Source organism: Anaeromassilibacillus sp. 1001302B_160321_C8 (assembly GCF_015554745.1).
GTDB lineage: Bacteria > Bacillota > Clostridia > Oscillospirales > Acutalibacteraceae > Anaeromassilibacillus > Anaeromassilibacillus stercoravium.
Window position 1 is genome coordinate 62,091 of record NZ_JADNJD010000010.1, and the last position, 18,873, is coordinate 80,963.

The window sequence follows — 18,873 nt, forward strand, 5'->3', positions numbered from 1 at the left end:
AATTTTACAGGGAGATTTAGGCCGAAAATCCAGATGAAAAAAATCCTGTGTGGTTGTGTCTCCTTTCCATACAGCACCTGGCATGGGAGCGCTTTTGCATGTAGGGTGGCTTTTAACGGCGGTTGTCCCTTTGGGGGCTCCTCCTGACTCCTGGAAGCAAAAACGCCTGCCCCATATGGAGCAGGCGTTTCCTTTTTCGATTGCATCAGCGGTCCAGGATTTCAATCCAGTAGCCGTCGGGGTCGTGGATGAAATAGAGGTCCATCGCGCGGTTTTCAAAGCAGATGCAGCCCATTTCTTCGTGCAGGGCATGCGCGGCGGCCTTGTCCTCCACGCGCACGGCGAGGTGGATCTCGTTGTCGCCCAGGTTATAGGGCTCGGTGCGGTCGCGCAGCCAGGTCAGCTCCAGCTCAAACGGCGTGGCGCCGTCGGAGAGGTAGACCAGGATGAAGGAACCGTCCGGCGCTTCCTTCCGGCGGTGTTCCTTGAGGCCGAGTGCTTTGTCGTAAAACGCCAGGCTTTTTTGCAGGTCAAAGACATTTAAGTTGGCATGTAAAAAGGTGGATTTCATATCCGTTTCCTCCGTGGTGGGATTTTTTTAAAGCATGCCATGATTTGCTCTTTTTATGATTGCAAATTCGAAAATAATAAAGCGCACGGCAAAAATCTGCCGGTGGGATGGCTCTGGATGGAGGCCCAAAATTGCGGCCTTATGCGTAGAGTAAGCAGGCATCCCCACTGGTGGTATCCAGCCGGATGGATGCGCCGCCGTCTTTATAGCGGAATTCGTTGCCGCCCTGGAACCCGGGGAAGGCGCAGATCAGATCGCCCGACGAGCTGTGGAGCTGCGCCGTAAAGCCGTCGTTTTCCGGGAGGAAGAGAAGCACGTCGCCGGAGGTGGACTGTATCGTAGCGCTGGTAATCATTTGGCTGGTGCGCAGCGAAACGTCGCCGGACGTGCTGGTGGCCGTGATCTGGGAGAGCTTCCCGGAGATCTCCATGTCCCCGCTGGTGGTTTGGCAGGCCAACTGCTCCACAGTGACATCCCGGCAGAGAAAGTCGCCGTTGTGGGAGGCAAAAGCCAATTCCTGATAGACGCCGGAGAGCTCTGCGTCCCCGGACTGTGTGCGGACTTCCAGGCGTTCTGCTTGCAGGGCTTCAAAGAAAAGGTCGCCGTCAGTGGTTTCCAGGGACAGGGCGTCATAGGTTTCTTCCGGCAGGTAGACCTCCAAATCGGAACCGATCGAAAAGGGGAATGGGCCGATCGCAAGGCCAGCTGTCGTGCTGCCATCTGTAACCGTCAGAACACCGTCGCGGACGGATGCCTGGAAAAACTGCTCTTCCGGCGTGTTTTTGACCCCTTTTTGCACAATTTTGATTTCGGAGCTGCTGCTGGAGCGAATAGAAACGTCGCCGCCATTCCAACGGAGGTCCAGGGATTGGACAGGGTCTGTAAAGGTTTGCTCATGGACTGTCTGATACGAACTGTTGTGATACCAACCTCGCAAGGGCAGAAACAGCCCGCCCCAACCGCCATTGTACCACAGGTAACCAAAGAGTGTGGCAAACAGCACGAATACGAGGCTCCAAATACCAATGGAAACTTTTGCTGCGGTCTTGCCCATGTTTCTACCTCCTCAGGGCGACGACACCCTTGATAATATTTTCCACTGCCGCTGCCATGATAAACAAGATCCAGGAAAAGCTCCAGATGCCAAAGAGAAAGCTGACGAATAGATAGATCCCGACGACAATGCTCCAATAAGCGCCCTTAAAGGCGTTCAAAGCGTCGCGCTGCCGGTCGTTCTTCACATGCCATTCTTTAAATTCCTCGACAATCGTGTCGTCCGCGCGGGCATAATGCGGTTTCGTCATGCTGTTATAGATGAGCAGGCCCGTTGCAGCGGCAATAAAGAGGAACATTGCCCCGATTCCCCAAGGGCCGCGGAGCAAGATCACCATAAACGGGCTCATGATATACAGCGCCACCGCAATGGCGGTGCGCAGGGCGCGTATGCTCGATTCGCGCATAGGGGGCGGTTCAAGAGGGGAAGGGCCGCGTACGCTGTCGATCAGCTCGTCGATGTCGCCGATGCTGCGGATCACAGCATTATAAGCATCCTCTTCCGACATCCCCTGGCGCAGGCGGTCGTTGTATTTTTCCACCAGATTGGAGAAAAGTTCCTCGCGGAGATCCTCAACCCGGCGGGTTTTGGGAGCGTCCGCGAAGGCGTGCTCCAGATAGGCGCGAATTCGGTCAATCATAAATGATAGCCTTCCTTTCACAAAATCAGTTTGTCGATCAGGTCTTTGGTGCGTGCCCATTCCGCAACAGCGGCTTGGTACTGCGCCCGACCCTCCTCGGTGATGGTGTAGTAGCGCCGGCGGGCGCCCGTGGTTTCATCCCCCCAATAGGAGAGGATCAGCCCGGCCTGTTCCAGGCGGCGGAATGCCGTATAGAGGGTAGCCTCTTTGAGTTCGTATTGGTTGCCGGTTTTTTCTTGCACGGCTTTGTTGATTTCATATCCATAGCTGTCCTTTTCGATCAACTGCCGCAGAATGATGGTGTCCGTATGCCCACGGATCATATCGGCCGTGATGGACAATCCTGCTCACATCCTTTCTGAGCTATAATATAATACAATATACCTCATCTGTCAAGGTATATTGAAAATGAATATAATGAATTTTTTGGGGATGCAATAGGGGGCGCAAAAAGTTCGGCCGGTTACCGGACACTGGAACACATAGGGGACAAAAAACAGGCCGTCCCCGGGTCCCCGAGAGCGGCCTGTTTGGAAATTCGTATGTCACTTGGTCAAAAAGAGGACCCCCAGCGTGTTGGGCCCGCAGTGGCAGGAGATGGTGCAGCTTGCGCGGGTTACGCAGATTTCCCGGAAGTCCGCAATTTGCTGGATGGTGCTGCGGACGAGGTCGATGTAGTTTTGGGAAATCCCCGAGTGGGTGATAAAGACCCGGTCTAACACCAGGTCTGCGCGGTCCGCCAGCTTGTCCCGCGTGTATTGCGGCAGCACTTTTTCCAAGCTGCCGCGGTACTTTTTGCCGACACTCATCGCGCCGCCGCGAAGGTTATCCACCTCAATGCAGGGTTTCAGGCGCAGCAGGTTGGCGCCGAGCGCCGTCACAGCGGAGCAGCGGCCGCCCGCGTGCATGAACTCCAGGGTATCCAGAATAAAACTGGCGTGGGAATGCGCGGTGAGCGCGGAGACCTCCTGATAAATCTCTTTGGCGGACATCCCGCGGGCAATGCGCCGCCCTGCCTCGATCACCAGAAGTCCCATGCCCGTGGAAAGGTTGCATGAATCGATCACATAGACGTGCCCCAATTCCTCCGCGGCAAGGCGGCAGTTCTGGTGGGCGGCGGACAGCGCCGATCCCAGGTTGATGTGGATGACCTCATGGCCCTCGTCCACCCATTGTTTAAAATATTCATAGAATTCCATGGTGCTGATCGCTGCGGTTTTGGGAAGCAGCTTCTTTTCCCGGTAGGTGCGGTAAAGATCCTCCGGTTGGATATCCACGCCGTCCATATACTGCTGCCCATCCAAAAGGATGTGATAGGGGAAGTACTGCACTTGGTAACGTTCTTTTAGCTCCGGGCTCAGGTCACAGGTACTGTCTGCGCTGAGAATGATTTTATTGGCCATGCTTTCTCCTCCCGTACAGCCTTACGGCTGACCTTAACAAGACCCACACCGCCCAAACCGGTGTGTTCCAAATTTACTGCCGGGCATCCCGGCGATTTTCCTTTATGATACCGCGTTTGGCAGTATTTTTCAATATGGCAATCGGCAAGAGGAAATTGCTTTTTTCCGACGGAGGGGATACAATGGAGGAAAACGACGGGGGAGAGAACCTATGGACTTACAAATCGTACGTGGAGATATCACGACCTTTCCGGTGGACGCCATTGTCAACGCCGCCAATACTTCGCTGCTGGGCGGGGGCGGGGTAGACGGCGCGATCCACCGCGCGGCCGGACCGGAGCTGTTGGCTGAATGCCGCACGCTGCACGGATGCAAGACGGGAAAGGCAAAGATCACGAAGGGATACCGGCTTCCCGCCAAATATGTGATCCATACGCCGGGCCCGGTCTGGAACGGGGGCGGGAGCCATGAGGCGGAACTCTTGGAGAGTTGCTACCGGTCCTGCCTGGAACTGGCGGAGGCGAATGGGTGCCGCACGGTGGCGTTCCCCTCCATCAGCACCGGGGTATACCATTTCCCGTTGGAACAGGCAGCGGAGATCGCGGTGCGCACCATCCTGGAATATGGGAAGGGCGGAACGGCCCTTGAAGTGGTGGAGATGGTCTGTTTTGACGGCCGGACCAAGGCTGCCTATGATGCAGCGCTTGCGAAAATGAAAGAGCGGTAAGCTTTTCGATGTGTGGCGCAGCGGCGTCCACCGGTTATAAATGGCTTATCGAACGGCTGGGCGTTTTCCTGCATTTGTAGGGCCCATTTTCTACCTATGGGAAAATGGCGGAATAATCGAATAAAAAGACTTACATAAAAGGGTTCGGGCAGCCTTGTTTGGCTGCCCGAACCCTTTTATTTGATCTTCTTTACCTACTCGGTGGGAGCAGACTCCTCCGAAAAGACCGATTCCAAATGGTCCAATAAAAATTGCTGCGCGCCGTAGTTGTAGAGGATGGCCAGATAGTGCGCGCCGGTCGAGTGTGCCTGCCGCCATTCGGAGGTGATGCCGATGGCGTTCCTATTGGCGGTCGGTTCCTTCTGGCGTTTGTCGTTCCGGATGACCTCCTGCAAAAAGCCCTTCCGCACCAGCCAGGCGGTCAGGTCTGTGGCCTTCAGCTTTTGCATATGGTCGAGGTCGGCTACGGCGTTGGCCGCCTGCACAAACTGGGAGATGGGGATCGGGTTGTGGACCAGTAGGACCTGTTGCTTTTGTTCCGGCGTCAGAGAGAACGGAGGCAGCTCTTTCTTGCGCACCTTGGCGGGGTGGCTTTCCTGTTCGATGGCGCGGTCGATCAGCGTTTCTACATAGAAGAAGCACCGGGAGATCCGGGCTTGGTGCAGCACGGTGTCGTGGGGCAACGGCCGGTCCGTGAGCGGGTCGATGCCATTGGCGAGCTTATGTATATACTGTTTGGCGCGCTGCATGGTCTCCAATTCAGTCATGTTGCTTCTCCCTCCTCTTCCTTGGTGCGGCGCGGATGGGTGCGCGTCCGCTCGTAGCTCTCCCGCAGGATGTCGTAAAGCTCATCCAAAGGGACGTCCGAATCTGGGATGACGGTGATCCAATGCTGCTTATTCATGTGGTAGCCGGGGTCGATCCCCTCGTAAACCTTGCAGAGAAAATCAGCCCGCATCGGGTCGCATTTCAAATTGATACAGAGATTGCCGCCGCGTTCATAGATCATCGCAAAGCACTTCCGGTTGGACCGGTGGCGGATGACTGTCCAGTTGGGGTCGTGGAAGGGTGCGTCTTCGTAAGAATCGGGAAAGGCCAGGCAGAGCTCTGCCAGCTCGCGCCGGGTCATGGCCTTCCTCCCGCGGCGATTGCCGGCGCATGGATCATTTGCTTTCCATCCATACGGATTCCTCCTATTGCAGCCCTTTGTGGGACTGATAAAATTCTTTTAGGTCCGCCTTGACCGGCCCGTCCAGCGCGTGCCAGCGCACGCCGCGCAGGGCGCCCTCCAAAGCGCATAGACGGTGGAAACAGGCAGAAGGGTCGGCGGCCCGGATGAGCAGCCACGCTGCGCGGCTCCCGGTTTCGCGCAGCGCCTCCGGCGTGGCGATCCCCACCGCTTCCAATTGTGCCTCTAAGACTTTCCCGATGTTTGGCAGTTTTGCGAGCTCTCCCAAAGTGGTTCCCCCTTTTATTGGATTGCCCTGCCGGACAGGTCGGTGAAACGGAACCCCGGCAAGGCGGTTTCGATGATGTCCCGGCATAGATTGACCCAACCGCCGCAGCGGTTGAGGATGATCGCATCCCCCGTGGCGACACAGTCCTTGTCCCAGAGCAGGGCGTCCGCGTTGGGGACGAGCGTGGCTTCCGCGGGGAACCCACAGCCCTGCGCGAAGGAGCGGATGCGTTGGGCAAGACGGCCGGAGTTGGAGACCGGAGCGTCGAGCACAAAGACGGCGCGTTCCGGTGCAAGGCGTGCAAGCGCATCAAAGAGCAATGCAAGCACGAGATCCGTCTTGTCGATCAGGCGGTAGCTCCCGTGCAGGCCGCAGAGGTCGCGCGCTGTGCCGTCCATGCAGAGCAGGACGGTTGAGCCGGACAAGGCCGCTTCCAGAGGAATGACCACGTTGAAACCGTCCAGCCACAGGGTTTTCCGGGAGAGGGAGCCGGTGATCTCCTTCTTCCGGCGCAGCGCAATATCGCAGCGGGAGGAGGTGGCGCGGATCAATGCCATGCGCTGCCGCGCCGAGAATTGGAACCGGTCGCCCACAAAGGAGACGGCCCGTTCGAGCTCGTATCCCCGGTTCAACAGGTAGGCGGCGTCGGCCTGCGCCTCTTGGAGCAGGCGCAGGGAATCCCCCTGAAAGTCGCGCGCGTCTGTGGGGACAAACCCGCGGCGGACACACTCCGGCATAGCGTTCCCTCCTCCCCCGGCCCGGCCGGTTGTTGATAAATTTAGCTTACTGGCATTTTGGCTGAATGTCAAGCCGTTGCCGGGCGCTGCGAGGGCCGGTGGACGGTGCCCCGTCAGAAAGGGCGCCGGCGGGGGAATGGGAACAGGGCGGCGCGGAATTACATCCGCGCCGCCCTGTTTGGGATTCGATCTTAGGTTGGGAATGGCTTAAATTTGTGTTTGTTTGCACGGTTCGCAGTCCAACACGGCGGAGGCCATGCGTTGTACACCGGCATCGGACAGGTCGCACAGGCATACGATTGCATCGTGGCGCGCGTCCGATTCAGACAGGCCCAGCTGTTTCCGGAAGAAGGAAAACAGCAGGAGATAGTCGGTATAGAGCTTGTTGGAGAGGCGCGCCCCCTCCGGCGTGAAGGTTGCGGCGCCGTAGTACTCCTTTTCGATCAGTCCGTCTTCCGCCAGGGCGTTGAGCATTTTCGAAACACTGGGCTGCTTGACGGAGAGCGAAGAGGCGATGTCCTTGGAGTGGACCGCGTTTCCATTCTGGCCCAACTCATGGATGATAAAGAGATAGCGTTTTTTTCCTGAAGAGAGCAATGGAAGAGGCCCCTTTCTTTCTATACGGGCTGCGTATGCGGGCAGGGTCAGCGCGCTTGGCGCTTCTGTGCCTGCCCTGCGCAATGGCAACCATGCGGACAACCGGCGCAGCCGCCGTTGCAGCCGCCTTTGCTGCTGCAATCGCATGTGCCGTGCTTTATCAAATGGCGGATGGCCAGGCCAAACAGGACAGCGAGTGCCGCTGCAATGAGGAAGGTTACCATAAAACCGCTCCTTTCATAGGGGGGATTATGCGTTTGCCGCTGCCGAACGGCGGCGGAGTTCCGCGGTACGGTTCGGGTCCGGGCGGAACAACAGGAAGAGCAGCAACGCAAGAATGATGATGGCCGCTGCGGAGCCGATGGTAAAGCCGGCGCCGGAGAAGAGCAGGCTGAACTGGTAGAGCATCAACGCCACGCAATAGGCGAAGACACATTGATACCCAATGGCAAAGGCCGTCCATTTGGCGCTCGCCATTTCGCGCTTGATCGCGCCGATGGCCGCGAAGCAGGGCGCGCACAGCAGGTTAAATGCCAGGAAGGAGAGTTTTGCGCCCATCGTGGGAAGCATAGTGGAAACCGCCGTCCAGAGGCCGGGGTCGGTTTCGCCTGCATCTGCCAGGCCGAAGAGCACGCCGAAGGTGCTGACCACGTTTTCCTTTGCCACCAGGCCGGTGATCGTGGCGACAGCGCCCTGCCAGTTGCCAAAGCCGAGCGGCGCAAAGATCCAGGCGATTGCGTTGCCGAGGTAAGCCAGGATGCTGAAGTCCATCTGGTTGACCACAGGGTCCTCCATGTCCAGCATACCGAAGGTGGCGCCGCCGCTTGCCCAGCCGAAGTTGCTGAGGAACCAGACGACACCGCAGGCGACGAAGATTACCGTACCAGCTTTGATGATAAAGGCTTTGCCGCGCTCCAGCATATGGATTAGCACGCTTCTCGGGGAGGGGATGTGGTACTGCGGAAGCTCCATTACGAACGGGGCAGGGTCGCCCGCAAACATCTTAGTCTTTTTGAGGATGATGCCAGAGACGATGACCGCTGCAACCCCGAGGAAGTAGAACAACGGCGCCACCCATCCGGCCTGTTCCGTGCCGAACATGGAGCCGAACATCAGCGCGATGATCGGCAGCTTGGCGCTGCACGGGATAAAGGTGGTGGTCATGATGGTCATACGGCGGTCTTTTTCCGTTTCAATGGTCTTGGTGGCCATGACGCCTGGCACGCCGCAGCCGGAGGAAATCAGCATCGGGATAAAGCTCTTTCCCGAAAGGCCAAACTTGCGGAAAATGCGGTCCATAATGAACGCCACGCGCGCCATATAGCCGCAGTCCTCCAAAATAGCGAGGAAGAAAAACAGGATAAGCATCTGCGGGACAAAGCCAAGCACAGCGCCGACGCCGCCGATGATGCCGTCTACAATCAGGCCGTTGAGCCAATCCGCAGCGCCAGCGGCTGTCAGCCAGCCGCCCACGGTGGGTTGAATCCACTCGCCAAACAGGGTGTCGTTCATAAAATCTGTGACAATCGTGCCGATGGTTGTCACCGTGATATAATAGACGGCAAACATGATAACCACAAAGATTGGCAGGGCCAACCAGCGGTTTGTGACAACCCGGTCGATCTTATCGCTCATCGATAGGCCAGAGCGCTTTTTATGTACACAGTTTTTCATGAGCTTGGCGATGTAGGCATAGCGCTCGTTGGTGATGATGCTTTCGCTGTCGTCGTCCAGCTCTTTTTCTACGGAAGCAATGGCTGTTTCCAACGCATCCTTCGTCTGGGCGCTGAAATTGCACTGCGCCATGACCCGCTCGTCGCGCTCAAACAGCTTCACCGCATACCAACGCTCATGCGCCACGGGGACTTGGCCATGTACGGCCTTGGCGATATGGTCAAGCGCTTCTTCAACGGTTTTGGTGAATTCATGCTGTGGGGCGGAAGCCTTTTTTGCCTTTGCAAGGGCGATGGCGCGCTCTGCCGCCTCCATGGAGCCGGTGCCTTTGAGGGCGCTGGTCTCGATGATTTCGCAGCCCAGCGCTGCGGAGAGCTTGCGGGTGTCGATGGTGTCGCCGTTCTTTTTTACCAGGTCGATCATGTTAAGGGCGATAACCACAGGGATGCCCAGCTCCAAAATCTGGGTGGTCAAATAGAGGTTGCGCTCCAGGTTGGTCCCGTCCACCAGGTTGATGATGGCGTCGGGTTGTTCGTTGAGCAGGTAGTCGCGGCTGACCACCTCTTCCAGCGTGTAGGGGGAGAGGGAATAGATGCCCGGCAGGTCCGTGATGATGACGTCCTTGTGCCCGCGGAGCTTGCCCTCTTTCTTTTCGACCGTGACGCCCGGCCAGTTGCCGACATACTGGCTGCTGCCAGTCAGGTCGTTGAACATGGTAGTCTTGCCGCAGTTCGGGTTGCCGGCAAGCGCGATTTTCATTTGCATTCCGATGTTCCTCCTCGATACAATTGTTAGTTATGGCTAACTTATGGGCCTTTTATCATCTGGATGGAAAACAAAGCGCTGCGCAGTCGGATACCGCGGCAGGGCCTTTGCAAGCGGCCTGCGCATTTGGCGTTCCCGCTCCATCCTTCATCTGAAAGTCCGCAGCCCGTCTGGGGTGGGGCCGCCCTAGGCAGGGCGGCATTCAAACGCCTTATGCTTCCAGAAGAATGTTTTCCGCCTCGCTCTTGCGGATGGAAAGCTCGTAGCCGCGTACGTTGATCTCGACCGGGTCGCCCAGAGGCGCAACCTTGCGCACATAAATCTGTGTGCCCTTTGTGATGCCCATATCCATGATGCGGCGCTTGAGCGCACCTTCGCCCGTAAGCTTTGCCACAGATACGGTCTCGCCGCACTTTGCTTCCTTCAATGTTCTCATGATGATCCCTCCTAAATGAAATCAGGCTGTCAGGATACGGCTGGCCATCGATTTGCTAATCGCCACCCGGGTCCCTTTTACATTGACGATCATGTTGCCGTTCAATTCAGAAACGACCGAAACCTGCGCGCCCTCTGCAAAGCCAAGGTTCTGCAAAAAGCGGCGGACTTCATCTTTTCCGCGGATCGCATGCACTTCCACCGTCTTGCCCGCTTCCGCCATGGCCAGCGGCATCAACATGACCTGTGCGGCCGGTGCGGGGGGTTCCTGCACAGGCGTATGCAGAGCAGCTTCTTTTGCCAACATCTCCGTCACTCCTTTTAAAGTTAGATTAGGCTAACTTTTAAACATTTTATTAGGGGTTAGCTCTCGCTAATCCCATTTCTGCGGATATTAGTTTACACCAGCTAACTTGCGTTTGTCAATAGGTTTCTAAAATTTTTTCCAGATTACAGGAAACACGCTGGCCAGCTGGAACCCGCGGGAAAGCTTGGGGAAAGCAAAAGGCCCGGCGGGTCTGCCGGGCCTCTGCGACTAAGGAAGAAAATATCTGTATGGAGTACCTTGTAAGCGGTGTTAGAGGTTAGAGGAGACGCCGAGCCGGATGCGGCAGGCACCCGGCAGCCGTCCCGTATGGAGTACCCTATAAGCAATTTGTGATGACACTTGATCGCAATATTAAAGCGGAAGCGGGGCCGGATGCGGTTGGCATCCGGCGGCTTTCCAAAAAATGGGATACAAAGAGAAACCCACTTAAAACGCAGAGAACCGCTTGCCAAACGCTTCACATTCGGCTTCGTCGGGCGCGCCGTTGGCCATTAGGCCCTCTTCAAAGAGCTGCGCCCCGTCGCCGGAGACACGGTCCTGCCAATCGCGCATCCACTGCCCGTCGCCCCAGCCGTAGGAGCCGAAGAGCGCGACCTTCTTGCCGGAAAGGCTACCTTCTACATCGGCAAAGAAGGGCTCGAATTCGCTTTCTTCCAGGACTTCGTCGCCCATGGCCGGGCATCCGAACGCAATCTTGTCGTATTGCGCCACGGCGGAAGCGTCAGCCTCCGAAACCGGCATCACGTCGGCATCCCCAATGCCGGATGCAATGGCGTTCGCCATGGCCTCGGTATTGCCGGTGCCTGTCCAATAGATCACTGCTGTTTTACTCATAGCAAAAACCTCCTGATCTGCGCGGCGCTGTTGGGAATGCTTCCCCACCCGCGCGGGTAAGTTTGTCGGATTTTCCTTATATACAGGTATGCTGTTTTATGCAGCGGGAAGTGCGGCGAGGATATGTAGGAAAGGCACGCCTTGCTCCAAATGGTTGCACAAGGCCCGCGAACACTGCTCATATTTTTCAAACAGGTGTTTCGCATATGCTTCATCGCCGTATACTTTCCACATGCCGCAGCATTTGCAGTTGCGGCCTTTTTCCCGGATGAAGCCGGTCACGTCCTCCATAGGATAGCCCAGGAAGCAGCCGATCTCGTGGGGGAACCCTTTTTCCAGGCGGGCCCGGCGTTGCAGCCAGGCGAGCATCGCGTCCATCCCCTCTGTGACGGGATAGCCAAACCGGATAAGGCAATCTTGGACGTCTGGGCGGCGGAGCTGCTGTTTTAGCAGGCGTTCGCGGTAGACCAGCGTCAAGGTGCGCGCGCCGCATGCACAGATGGAAAATGTCCGGATGCCCTTTTCTTCCAGGAGTGACCGGTAGGCGGAGAGCGATGCGCTGCAGGAAGCAGGGCAGGAAAAAAGGTTGGACGGCTTCATTCCCGCGAGAACCGGGGCGCAGTTGCGCGCCAAAATGGATTCTACCGTATCCGCCATGGGGTTTCCTCCTAAATATTGGTTAGTCATAGCTAACTGATTGGCAAAAAGAAAAAACAAGTGGAAAAGAAGCGCTCCAAAAGCCTGACAATTCTGTGGGGCCGATACCGGCCGGGGCAGTGGCGCTTCTTGCTGGCTTTGGTGCGTATGGCCCCGTGTGCCATCAACGCAACGTAGGCTTGCAACCAGCATCCGCTTCTTGATTAGCACCTGCTAACCACGGCTCTATGGTACCATGCGTTCCAGAGGATGTCAAGCGGTTTGCAACATGTTAGATAAGGATAAGATAAATCGCCAGGGAAAGGGCGGGCTGCGGGCAGGGCCTTCCCGCTTTCTGGGAAGGGAGGTTCCATGGCGCTCTTTACAAAAATGGCCTGTTGGGCAAGCGGGCGGGCAGATTCCCGCCCGCCAATATAGCAAGACGATGGCCCTAGGCGATTCCTTTTCAAAATACCTGGCAATCGTTTGAAATGCCTTTTATGGATAAATTTCTCAAACATATGGAGAAATGTTTCATTTAGGCAAAGAGAAAATAAATTTGATATCTTGCCAAAGAATTTTGTATGGATTCTTCTGCTTGGCATCTTTATTATAAAGGCGTACGCATATATGTGCAAAGTTTTTGAGCATAGTGATGGGTTTCCCTAAGTGTGAAGGCTTTTTTTCAAAGGTGCCTTTCATAAAGGGGAGCATATATATACGGAAAGCGGGGTAAGCGGCACGCGGGATATGTAAAATTGCTGTTTCGCTGTGCTTTGGGCCTAAGGTCTTATATCTGAAAGACTTGCAGGAAAGAAAGGAGGAGGTTGCAGAATAGAAGAAAAGGAGTCTACGGCATTATACAATGGAAGGAGAAGAAGTATGAAAACAGCATGGCAAAAGTGGACGGCCTGCCTCCTGGCAACGCTGATGGTCCTCGGCTCTGTGTTTGCCGGGCCGGGCGTTGCGGCATGGGCGGCCGGGCCGGACGATGGCAATGCCGCGGCATTGCCGAGCTCCGCAGCGGAACCCGGCAGGGAAACCATCAATTTCAACAACGATTGGCTGTACTATAAGGGTGACATCACCGGTGCGGAAGCGGTGGATTTTGAGGACAGCGAATGGCTCTATGTGAACCTGCCGCACAGCACGATCCACTATACCCCGGACAACTATTATCAGAAGGACCTCGGGGTCTTCTGGTACCGCAAGCACTTTACCGTACCGGAGGAAATGCAGGGCAAAAAGCTCTACATCACCTTTGAGGCGGCGATGCAGGCCGCGGAAGTGTGGCTCAATGGGGAGAAAGTCGGCTCCCATCAGGGCGGCTACACCGCGTTTGTAATCGACCTGACCGATTTCGTGTCCTATGGCGAGGAAAACGTGATCGCGGTGCGCATCGATACGCGCCCGAACACGGCCTTCAACCCCGGCAAGACCAACCCGGACTTCCAGTATTTCGGGGGCCTGTACCGGAATGTATACCTCACGGCGATGGACACGCTGCATGTGAGCGACGCGGTCTATGAGAACGAGGCCGCAGGCGGCGGGCTCTTCCTGACGGCCCCCTCCGTCACCAAGGAGAGCGCTACGGTCAAGGCGCAGACCGACGTGAAGAACGAAGGGGCGCAGGCGGAAGACACCACCGTCCGCACCGAAATCGTGGATGAGGACGGTTCCGTCGTCGCCACAAAGGAGGACACCGCCTCGATTGAAGCGGGCGAGCGCTATGCGTTTACCCAGGAGCTGGTGGTGGAGAACCCGCGCCTGTGGTCCGTCAATACGCCGGAGCTCTACACCGTGCGCACCACGGTCCTGACCGGCGATACGGTCCGCGATTCCCTCGAGACCACCTACGGCATCCGCAAGGTGGAATGGAAGCGCGACGGCTGCTACATCAACGATGAATTTGTGGAACTCAACGGGACGAACCTCCACTCGGAGACGGGCATGCTCGGCAACGCGCAGTCCAACGACGCGATCTTTGAGGAGATCCGCCGCTTGAAGGAGTGGGGCTTCGATTTCATCCGGATGTCCCACTACCCGCACGCGCCGGCGTTCTACGCTGCGTGCGACAAATACGGCGTGGCGGTGATCGACTGCCTCTCCGGTTGGCAGCAGTTCAATAACACCGACAGCTTTAAGAATGCAACCTATCAGGAAGTGCGTGACATGTTCCACATGAACCGCAACTACTGCTCCATCGTCGCATGGGAACCGAGCCTCAACGAGAGCGGCTACAACCAGGCGTGGGCGCAGGAAGTCCATCGCATTTCCCATGAGGAATATCCGGAGGACGGCGATTCCCGCATCTATACCGGCGGCTGGAGATACTGGAATGTGTACGACATGGGCGTCGGCACCCCGCAGGCAAACGTCATCGGGGACGCTGCCACCTACAGCGACAAGCCGGTGATCGTCAGCGAGTACGGCGACTGGAACTACGGCGGCTATACCTCCACCACCCGTGTGACCCGCGAGCCGGCGCACACGAAGTTTAATGGCGGCGACGAGGGCATGCTGATCCAGTGCGACAACCTCCAGGAGTCCATGGCCCTCAACCGCAGCCAGGAGTGGGGCGGCGCCTATGCCTATTGGCAGTACGCTGACTATGCAGGCTTTGATACCACGGACCTCACCTACTGCGGCGTTGTGGACATCTACCGCATCCCGAAGTTCAGCGCATACTTTGTGCAGAGCCAGCGCGACGCGGATATCGACCTGAGCGAATACGGGATTGACAGCGGCCCGATGGTCTTCGTGGCCAATACCTGGGCTTCCGATTCCCCGGACCAGGTCCGCGTATTCAGCAACTGCGACGAAGTGGAACTCTTTGTCAACGGCGAGTCGATCGGCAGGCAGACCCCCGACACGCAGATGTGGGGTCCGCACGGCGACGGCAGCCCGAATAACTACCCGGCCGAAGGCGCGGGCAAATACATCAGCACCGAAAACCTCAAGCACCCGCCGTTCACCTTTGACCTGAGCGCCTACACGCCGGGCGAGGGCACCATCACGGCGGTCGGCTATATCGATGGCCAGCAGGTGGCGGAATATGTCCGCCGCGCGCCGGAAGAAGCCGCGCAGCTCACCCTTGAGGCGGAAAACGACGAGCCGCTCAAGCTGGACGGCAGCACCGCCAAGCTGGTCTGGGTCGACGTGCGGGACGCAAACGGCACCGTGGTCAACACGGCGGACAATGCCATCACCTTCTCCGTGGACGGCCCCGGCATCGTGGTCGGCGACAAGACCGAGGCCGACGAGGGCCAGGCGACCAAGACCATCACCGCATTGGGCGGACAGATGGGCGTTTGGGTGCGCAGCAAGCGCGGTTCGGGCGACATCACCCTGACGGCGACCTCCAATGGGCTCACCACCGCAACCCTCACCATCCCGACCGAGACGGTCGAGGGCCTGCCGGAAGTCCCGGAGGGCGGCGACGCAGACGAGGCGGATTATGTGGCGCCGGAGCAGCCGGCCACCGACAACCTGTTCCTCAATAAGCCCGCGAGCGCCAGCAGCGAAAACACCAGCAGTCAGCTGGGCGTCGAGGCTGCGGAGCGCGCTAACGACGGCGACGAAACGACCAAATGGTGCGCCAGGGTGACCGACACAAGCGACAGCTCGGTTGGCCCGCACTGGTGGCAGGTCGACATGGGCGACACCTACAACCTCAAGAGCGTGGAAATCCTCTTCGAGATGAATACCAATTATAAGTATCAGATCGCGGTCTCCGACAGCCCGGACATGACGCAGGCCGATGTGGTCGTGGACCGCAGCAGCAATGCGGAGAGTGTCCAGCGCGTGACGGAGAACATCGACCGGGAATGCCGGTATGTGCGCGTGTATGTCAACTGCCCGGCTTCCAACATCTGGCCCTGCATTTTGGAGGTCAAGGGCGTGGGCGAGAGCCTCAACACCAACGTGGCGCTCGGCAAGGACGCGACCGCCAGCCGGGAGGGTTCCGGCCATCCGGCTTCGGACGCGGTGGACGGCGACCCGAGCACCTATTGGACCAACGCGGCGATGGGCGCGGCCAACTGGCAGGTGGACCTCGGCGGCGATTACCAGATCAACCAGGTGGACGTGGACTTTGTCTGGGGCGACGGTTCCCTGATGCACAACTTCACCCTGCAAAGCTCCATGGACGGCAACAGCTGGACCGATGTGGCAACCTACAGCGGCCCGGATAAGACCGCTTCCCTCCAGGTGGATACGCTTGCCCGTTACCTGCGCGTATACAATCTGTATGCGGGCGACGGCACAAGGGATTGGACGGAAATCGCAGAATTCTGCGCCTACGGCTCCGAGGCGGCGGAAGAGACGCGCCTGGATTACGGCGCCCCGTCCTATGCGAGCTCCAGCGCGGCAGACAGCGACCCGTCCTATGGCAACGACGGCGACCCGGCCAAGTATTGGGTCCCGGCGCCGGACGATGCATCCCCGTGGTGGTACTATGACGCAGGCGGCCTGTACGATATGAGCAATGTGCAGCTTACCTGGAACAGCGAGCAATCCCACCGCTATACCATCGACCTCTCCGTGGATGGGGAGACCTGGACCACCGTCGCCGACCATATGGACGGCAGCGAAGCGTTGACCCTGACGAACGACGACATCTCCGGCTTGGCGCGCTATGTGCGCATTTCGCTCCCGGCGGGCAGCACCGAAGGGTTCTGGATCAACTCCACCGGCCGCGAGGCCTCCGCAAGGCTGGTCACAGGCGTGGAAACGCTGGACAGCGTGGAAGCGTATGTGGGCACGGCGTTTGAGGACCTGGACCTGCCGGACGAAATCAGCGCCACCCTGGAGGGCGACCTCTCGACCAAGCTCCCGGTGGTCTGGGATGAGGACAGCTACCGCGCGGATACCGCGGAAGAGCAGACCATCACCGGCACCCTGACGATGATCCCGGGCGTCAAGAACAGCGACGGCGTGAAGGCTTCCATCGTCGTGGACGTCCAGGAGATCCCGGAGCAGACCGTTTCCATGGCCCTGACAGCGCCGGAAACCGTGGCCCCGGGCAGCACCTTTACCGTAACCCATTCCTTCAGCGGCCTCGGCGAGCTGATGGATCCCCTCTATATCGTCCAGATGGATCTCACCTATCCGGAGGGCCTGACCTGCGAGTTGGTCGTCCCGAACGACGGCATCGACGGGAACCTGACGGTCGGCATCCACAACGACGAACAGAAAGTGACGATCCTTTACGATAGCAATACCTTTGACGGCCTGCCCACGGACGCGAGCGGCCTGTTTACCGCCACGTTTGCGGTGGACGAAGCGATGGCGGAAGGCGATTACACCATCGGAATGGGCAATGTGATCGCCCTGACGGTGGACGGCAACGACGTCGGCAGCGCGCTGCAGAATGCGGCCGTGCAGGTTGGGCAGACCGCGCCGGAGACGGCGGACCTGACCGTGACCTTTAACGGCAAGGATGCAAAGCTGTGGATCGACGGGGAAGAGCAGACCATTGCCAACCTCCTCGGCACCTACAAGCAGGCGGACGTTGCAAACGGCGAAGCGCTCACGTTTGACTTCACGCCGGCGGTGGACGGCAGAATCTTCCGCGCGGTGACGGTGAACGGCGGCGAGCCGGAACTCATCGGCGAGGATTCCTATACGTACACCGGGACGATGGACACCCTGAACCCGACGCTTAGCTTTGCGTTTGAGACGGTGAGCAAGACCACCCTGCAGGCTGTGATCGACTACGCGCAGGCGCGCATCGACGCGGGCGACGTGGACAACCTGGTCCCGGCCGTGCAGGAGAAGTTCCAGAAGGCGTTCGACGCGGCGGTTGAGGTCAACGACGACCCGGCGGCCACCCAGGACGAGATCAACGAGGCGTGGAGCAACCTGCTGGACGCCCTGCATTATCTGGACTTCACCGTGGGCGACAAGACAAAGCTCGAAGAGCTGGTTGCCATTGCGGAGACGCTGGACGAGGCCGACTATACAGCGGCGAGCTGGGAGGCATTCCAGGATGCGCTCGCAGCGGCACAGGAGACCGTAGAAGATGAAAACGCCGTCCAGAACGACATCGACAGCGCATACGATGCGCTCTACGACGCGATGATGGACCTGGCCGGCACGGCGGACCGCACGACGCTGGACATGGTCATCGCAGAGGCGGAGGTCATCCGCGCCGGCCTGGACAGCTACCTGGAAGAGGGCAAGCAGGAATTCCTGGATGCCCTGGAAGCAGCCAAGGCGATCGGCAACGACGCAACCCAGGCCGAGGTTGACGCAGCGGCCGAGGCGCTCAACCGGGCGATGGCGGACCTGCGCAAAGCGCCGGACCGCGAAGAGCTGGAAGCGCTTCTCAGCCGCATGGAATCCAAGGACCTGAGCAGCTATACCGCATCCAGCGCAGCGGCGTTTACCGCGGCGAAGAACAACCTGGCCGCGGTACTGGCGAAGTCCGACGCAACGCCGGAAGAGCTGGCGGCAGCGCAGGATACCGCGCTGCAGGCGGAAAAGAACCTCAAGAAAAAGACCCAGAACAGCAGCTCGCAGGGTTCCTCCTCCAGCAGCCCCAACAGCGGCAACGCCTATGGAGCGGCTGGAACGGCAACGGTGAACCCGGTGGTCAATGCGGCGCAGTCCGTTGTAGAACAGACTTCGGTCCGCAGCGATACGACGCTCCCGTTCACCCTGACCAGAGGCAGCGCGTACTGCTTCAAGATGACGGTGCTCAACGGCAGCAATGTGATGCCGAGCTTCACCGTGGGCAATGGCAGTGTGCTCAAGACGCAGTTTGTGGCGAGATCCGGAAACGACTACTACTTCCGCGTCTATGCAACCGGCAAGCCGGGCGAGAGCACGGGCGTTTATACGACCCTGCCCGGCCAGAACCCGGTCCGCCATTGCGTTGTGACCATCGGCTAAATGCAGAATCCTGCAATCCCGTCGGAGGGGAAGGCCCTTGCGCGGGAGATGGAACGGAATCTCCTGCGCGGGGATTGCGGATTTGCTTTCCCGGGGACGCCCGTCCCGCGAAAGGGGCGGG

18 protein-coding genes are annotated in these 18,873 nt (G+C 58.4%); 2 read left to right on the forward strand and 16 right to left on the reverse strand.

All coding sequences use genetic code 11. The features are described 5' to 3' along the window. Positions 1 to 205: 205 nt before the first annotated feature. From I2E77_RS08425 to I2E77_RS08445, 5 genes are all read right to left on the reverse strand, one after another. Entirely contained in the window at positions 206 to 571 is a 366-nt protein-coding gene (locus I2E77_RS08425) for a VOC family protein (protein WP_087234433.1), read from the reverse strand. A 139-nt stretch (positions 572 to 710) separates the two neighbouring features. Continuing rightward, complete coding sequence (locus I2E77_RS08430) at positions 711 to 1,625, reverse strand: DUF4097 family beta strand repeat-containing protein (protein WP_191448695.1); 915 nt, start codon at positions 1,623 to 1,625, stop codon at positions 711 to 713. A 4-nt stretch (positions 1,626 to 1,629) separates the two neighbouring features. Beyond that, positions 1,630 to 2,265, reverse strand: coding sequence for a permease prefix domain 1-containing protein (locus tag I2E77_RS08435; RefSeq protein WP_087234437.1), 636 nt, complete (start codon positions 2,263 to 2,265; stop codon positions 1,630 to 1,632). 17 nt (positions 2,266 to 2,282) lie between these two features. Then, positions 2,283 to 2,606, reverse strand: coding sequence for a PadR family transcriptional regulator (locus I2E77_RS08440; RefSeq protein ID WP_087234439.1), 324 nt, complete (start codon positions 2,604 to 2,606; stop codon positions 2,283 to 2,285). Between the two features lie 204 nt (positions 2,607 to 2,810). Next, positions 2,811 to 3,668, reverse strand: coding sequence for a DegV family protein (locus I2E77_RS08445; RefSeq protein ID WP_191405522.1), 858 nt, complete (start codon positions 3,666 to 3,668; stop codon positions 2,811 to 2,813). 211 nt (positions 3,669 to 3,879) lie between these two features. On the opposite strand from I2E77_RS08445, the gene I2E77_RS08450 reads away from it, so the two are divergent. Then, complete coding sequence (locus tag I2E77_RS08450; protein ID WP_191405523.1) at positions 3,880 to 4,395, forward strand: O-acetyl-ADP-ribose deacetylase; 516 nt, start codon at positions 3,880 to 3,882, stop codon at positions 4,393 to 4,395. A gap of 194 nt (positions 4,396 to 4,589) precedes the next feature. On the opposite strand, the gene I2E77_RS08455 is transcribed toward I2E77_RS08450, so the two are convergent. The 11 genes from I2E77_RS08455 to I2E77_RS08505 all read right to left on the reverse strand — a co-directional run bounded on the left by I2E77_RS08455 (position 4,590) and on the right by I2E77_RS08505 (position 11,879). Further along, a complete protein-coding gene (locus I2E77_RS08455) occupies positions 4,590 to 5,162 on the reverse strand; it encodes a hypothetical protein (protein ID WP_195451024.1) in 573 nt (190 codons plus the stop codon). Beyond that, entirely contained in the window at positions 5,159 to 5,524 is a 366-nt protein-coding gene (locus tag I2E77_RS08460) for an MmcQ/YjbR family DNA-binding protein (RefSeq protein WP_191405525.1), read from the reverse strand. The genes I2E77_RS08455 and I2E77_RS08460 overlap by 4 nt, the downstream gene beginning before the upstream one ends. Positions 5,525 to 5,588: 64 nt before the next feature. Beyond that, positions 5,589 to 5,852 carry a TfoX/Sxy family protein gene (locus I2E77_RS08465; protein ID WP_191441180.1) on the reverse strand — a complete coding sequence of 88 codons (264 nt, stop codon included), beginning with the start codon at positions 5,850 to 5,852 and terminating at the stop codon, positions 5,589 to 5,591. 14 nt (positions 5,853 to 5,866) lie between these two features. Then, positions 5,867 to 6,589: a DUF434 domain-containing protein gene (locus I2E77_RS08470; RefSeq protein WP_087234451.1), complete on the reverse strand. Its 723-nt coding sequence runs from the start codon at positions 6,587 to 6,589 to the stop codon at positions 5,867 to 5,869. 207 nt (positions 6,590 to 6,796) lie between these two features. After that, positions 6,797 to 7,186, reverse strand: coding sequence for a metal-dependent transcriptional regulator (locus I2E77_RS08475; RefSeq protein ID WP_087234453.1), 390 nt, complete (start codon positions 7,184 to 7,186; stop codon positions 6,797 to 6,799). 47 nt (positions 7,187 to 7,233) lie between these two features. Further along, complete coding sequence (locus I2E77_RS08480; RefSeq protein WP_195451025.1) at positions 7,234 to 7,410, reverse strand: FeoB-associated Cys-rich membrane protein; 177 nt, start codon at positions 7,408 to 7,410, stop codon at positions 7,234 to 7,236. Positions 7,411 to 7,435: 25 nt separating this feature from the next. Then, positions 7,436 to 9,625: a ferrous iron transport protein B gene (feoB, locus tag I2E77_RS08485; RefSeq protein WP_191405528.1), complete on the reverse strand. Its 2,190-nt coding sequence runs from the start codon at positions 9,623 to 9,625 to the stop codon at positions 7,436 to 7,438. Between the two features lie 211 nt (positions 9,626 to 9,836). Continuing rightward, positions 9,837 to 10,061 carry a FeoA family protein gene (locus I2E77_RS08490; protein ID WP_191405529.1) on the reverse strand — a complete coding sequence of 75 codons (225 nt, stop codon included), beginning with the start codon at positions 10,059 to 10,061 and terminating at the stop codon, positions 9,837 to 9,839. A gap of 21 nt (positions 10,062 to 10,082) precedes the next feature. Further along, a complete protein-coding gene (locus I2E77_RS08495) occupies positions 10,083 to 10,367 on the reverse strand; it encodes a FeoA family protein (RefSeq protein WP_242969693.1) in 285 nt (94 codons plus the stop codon). 447 nt (positions 10,368 to 10,814) lie between these two features. After that, positions 10,815 to 11,222 (reverse strand): flavodoxin, encoded by a 408-nt coding sequence (locus I2E77_RS08500; RefSeq protein ID WP_087234459.1) that lies wholly within the window; start codon positions 11,220 to 11,222, stop codon positions 10,815 to 10,817. 96 nt (positions 11,223 to 11,318) lie between these two features. Beyond that, positions 11,319 to 11,879 (reverse strand): DUF3793 family protein, encoded by a 561-nt coding sequence (locus tag I2E77_RS08505; protein WP_172749724.1) that lies wholly within the window; start codon positions 11,877 to 11,879, stop codon positions 11,319 to 11,321. 861 nt (positions 11,880 to 12,740) lie between these two features. Between I2E77_RS08505 and I2E77_RS08510 the strand changes: the two genes are divergently transcribed. Further along, positions 12,741 to 18,752, forward strand: coding sequence for a discoidin domain-containing protein (locus tag I2E77_RS08510; protein WP_195451026.1), 6,012 nt, complete (start codon positions 12,741 to 12,743; stop codon positions 18,750 to 18,752). Positions 18,753 to 18,873: the final 121 nt, after the last annotated feature.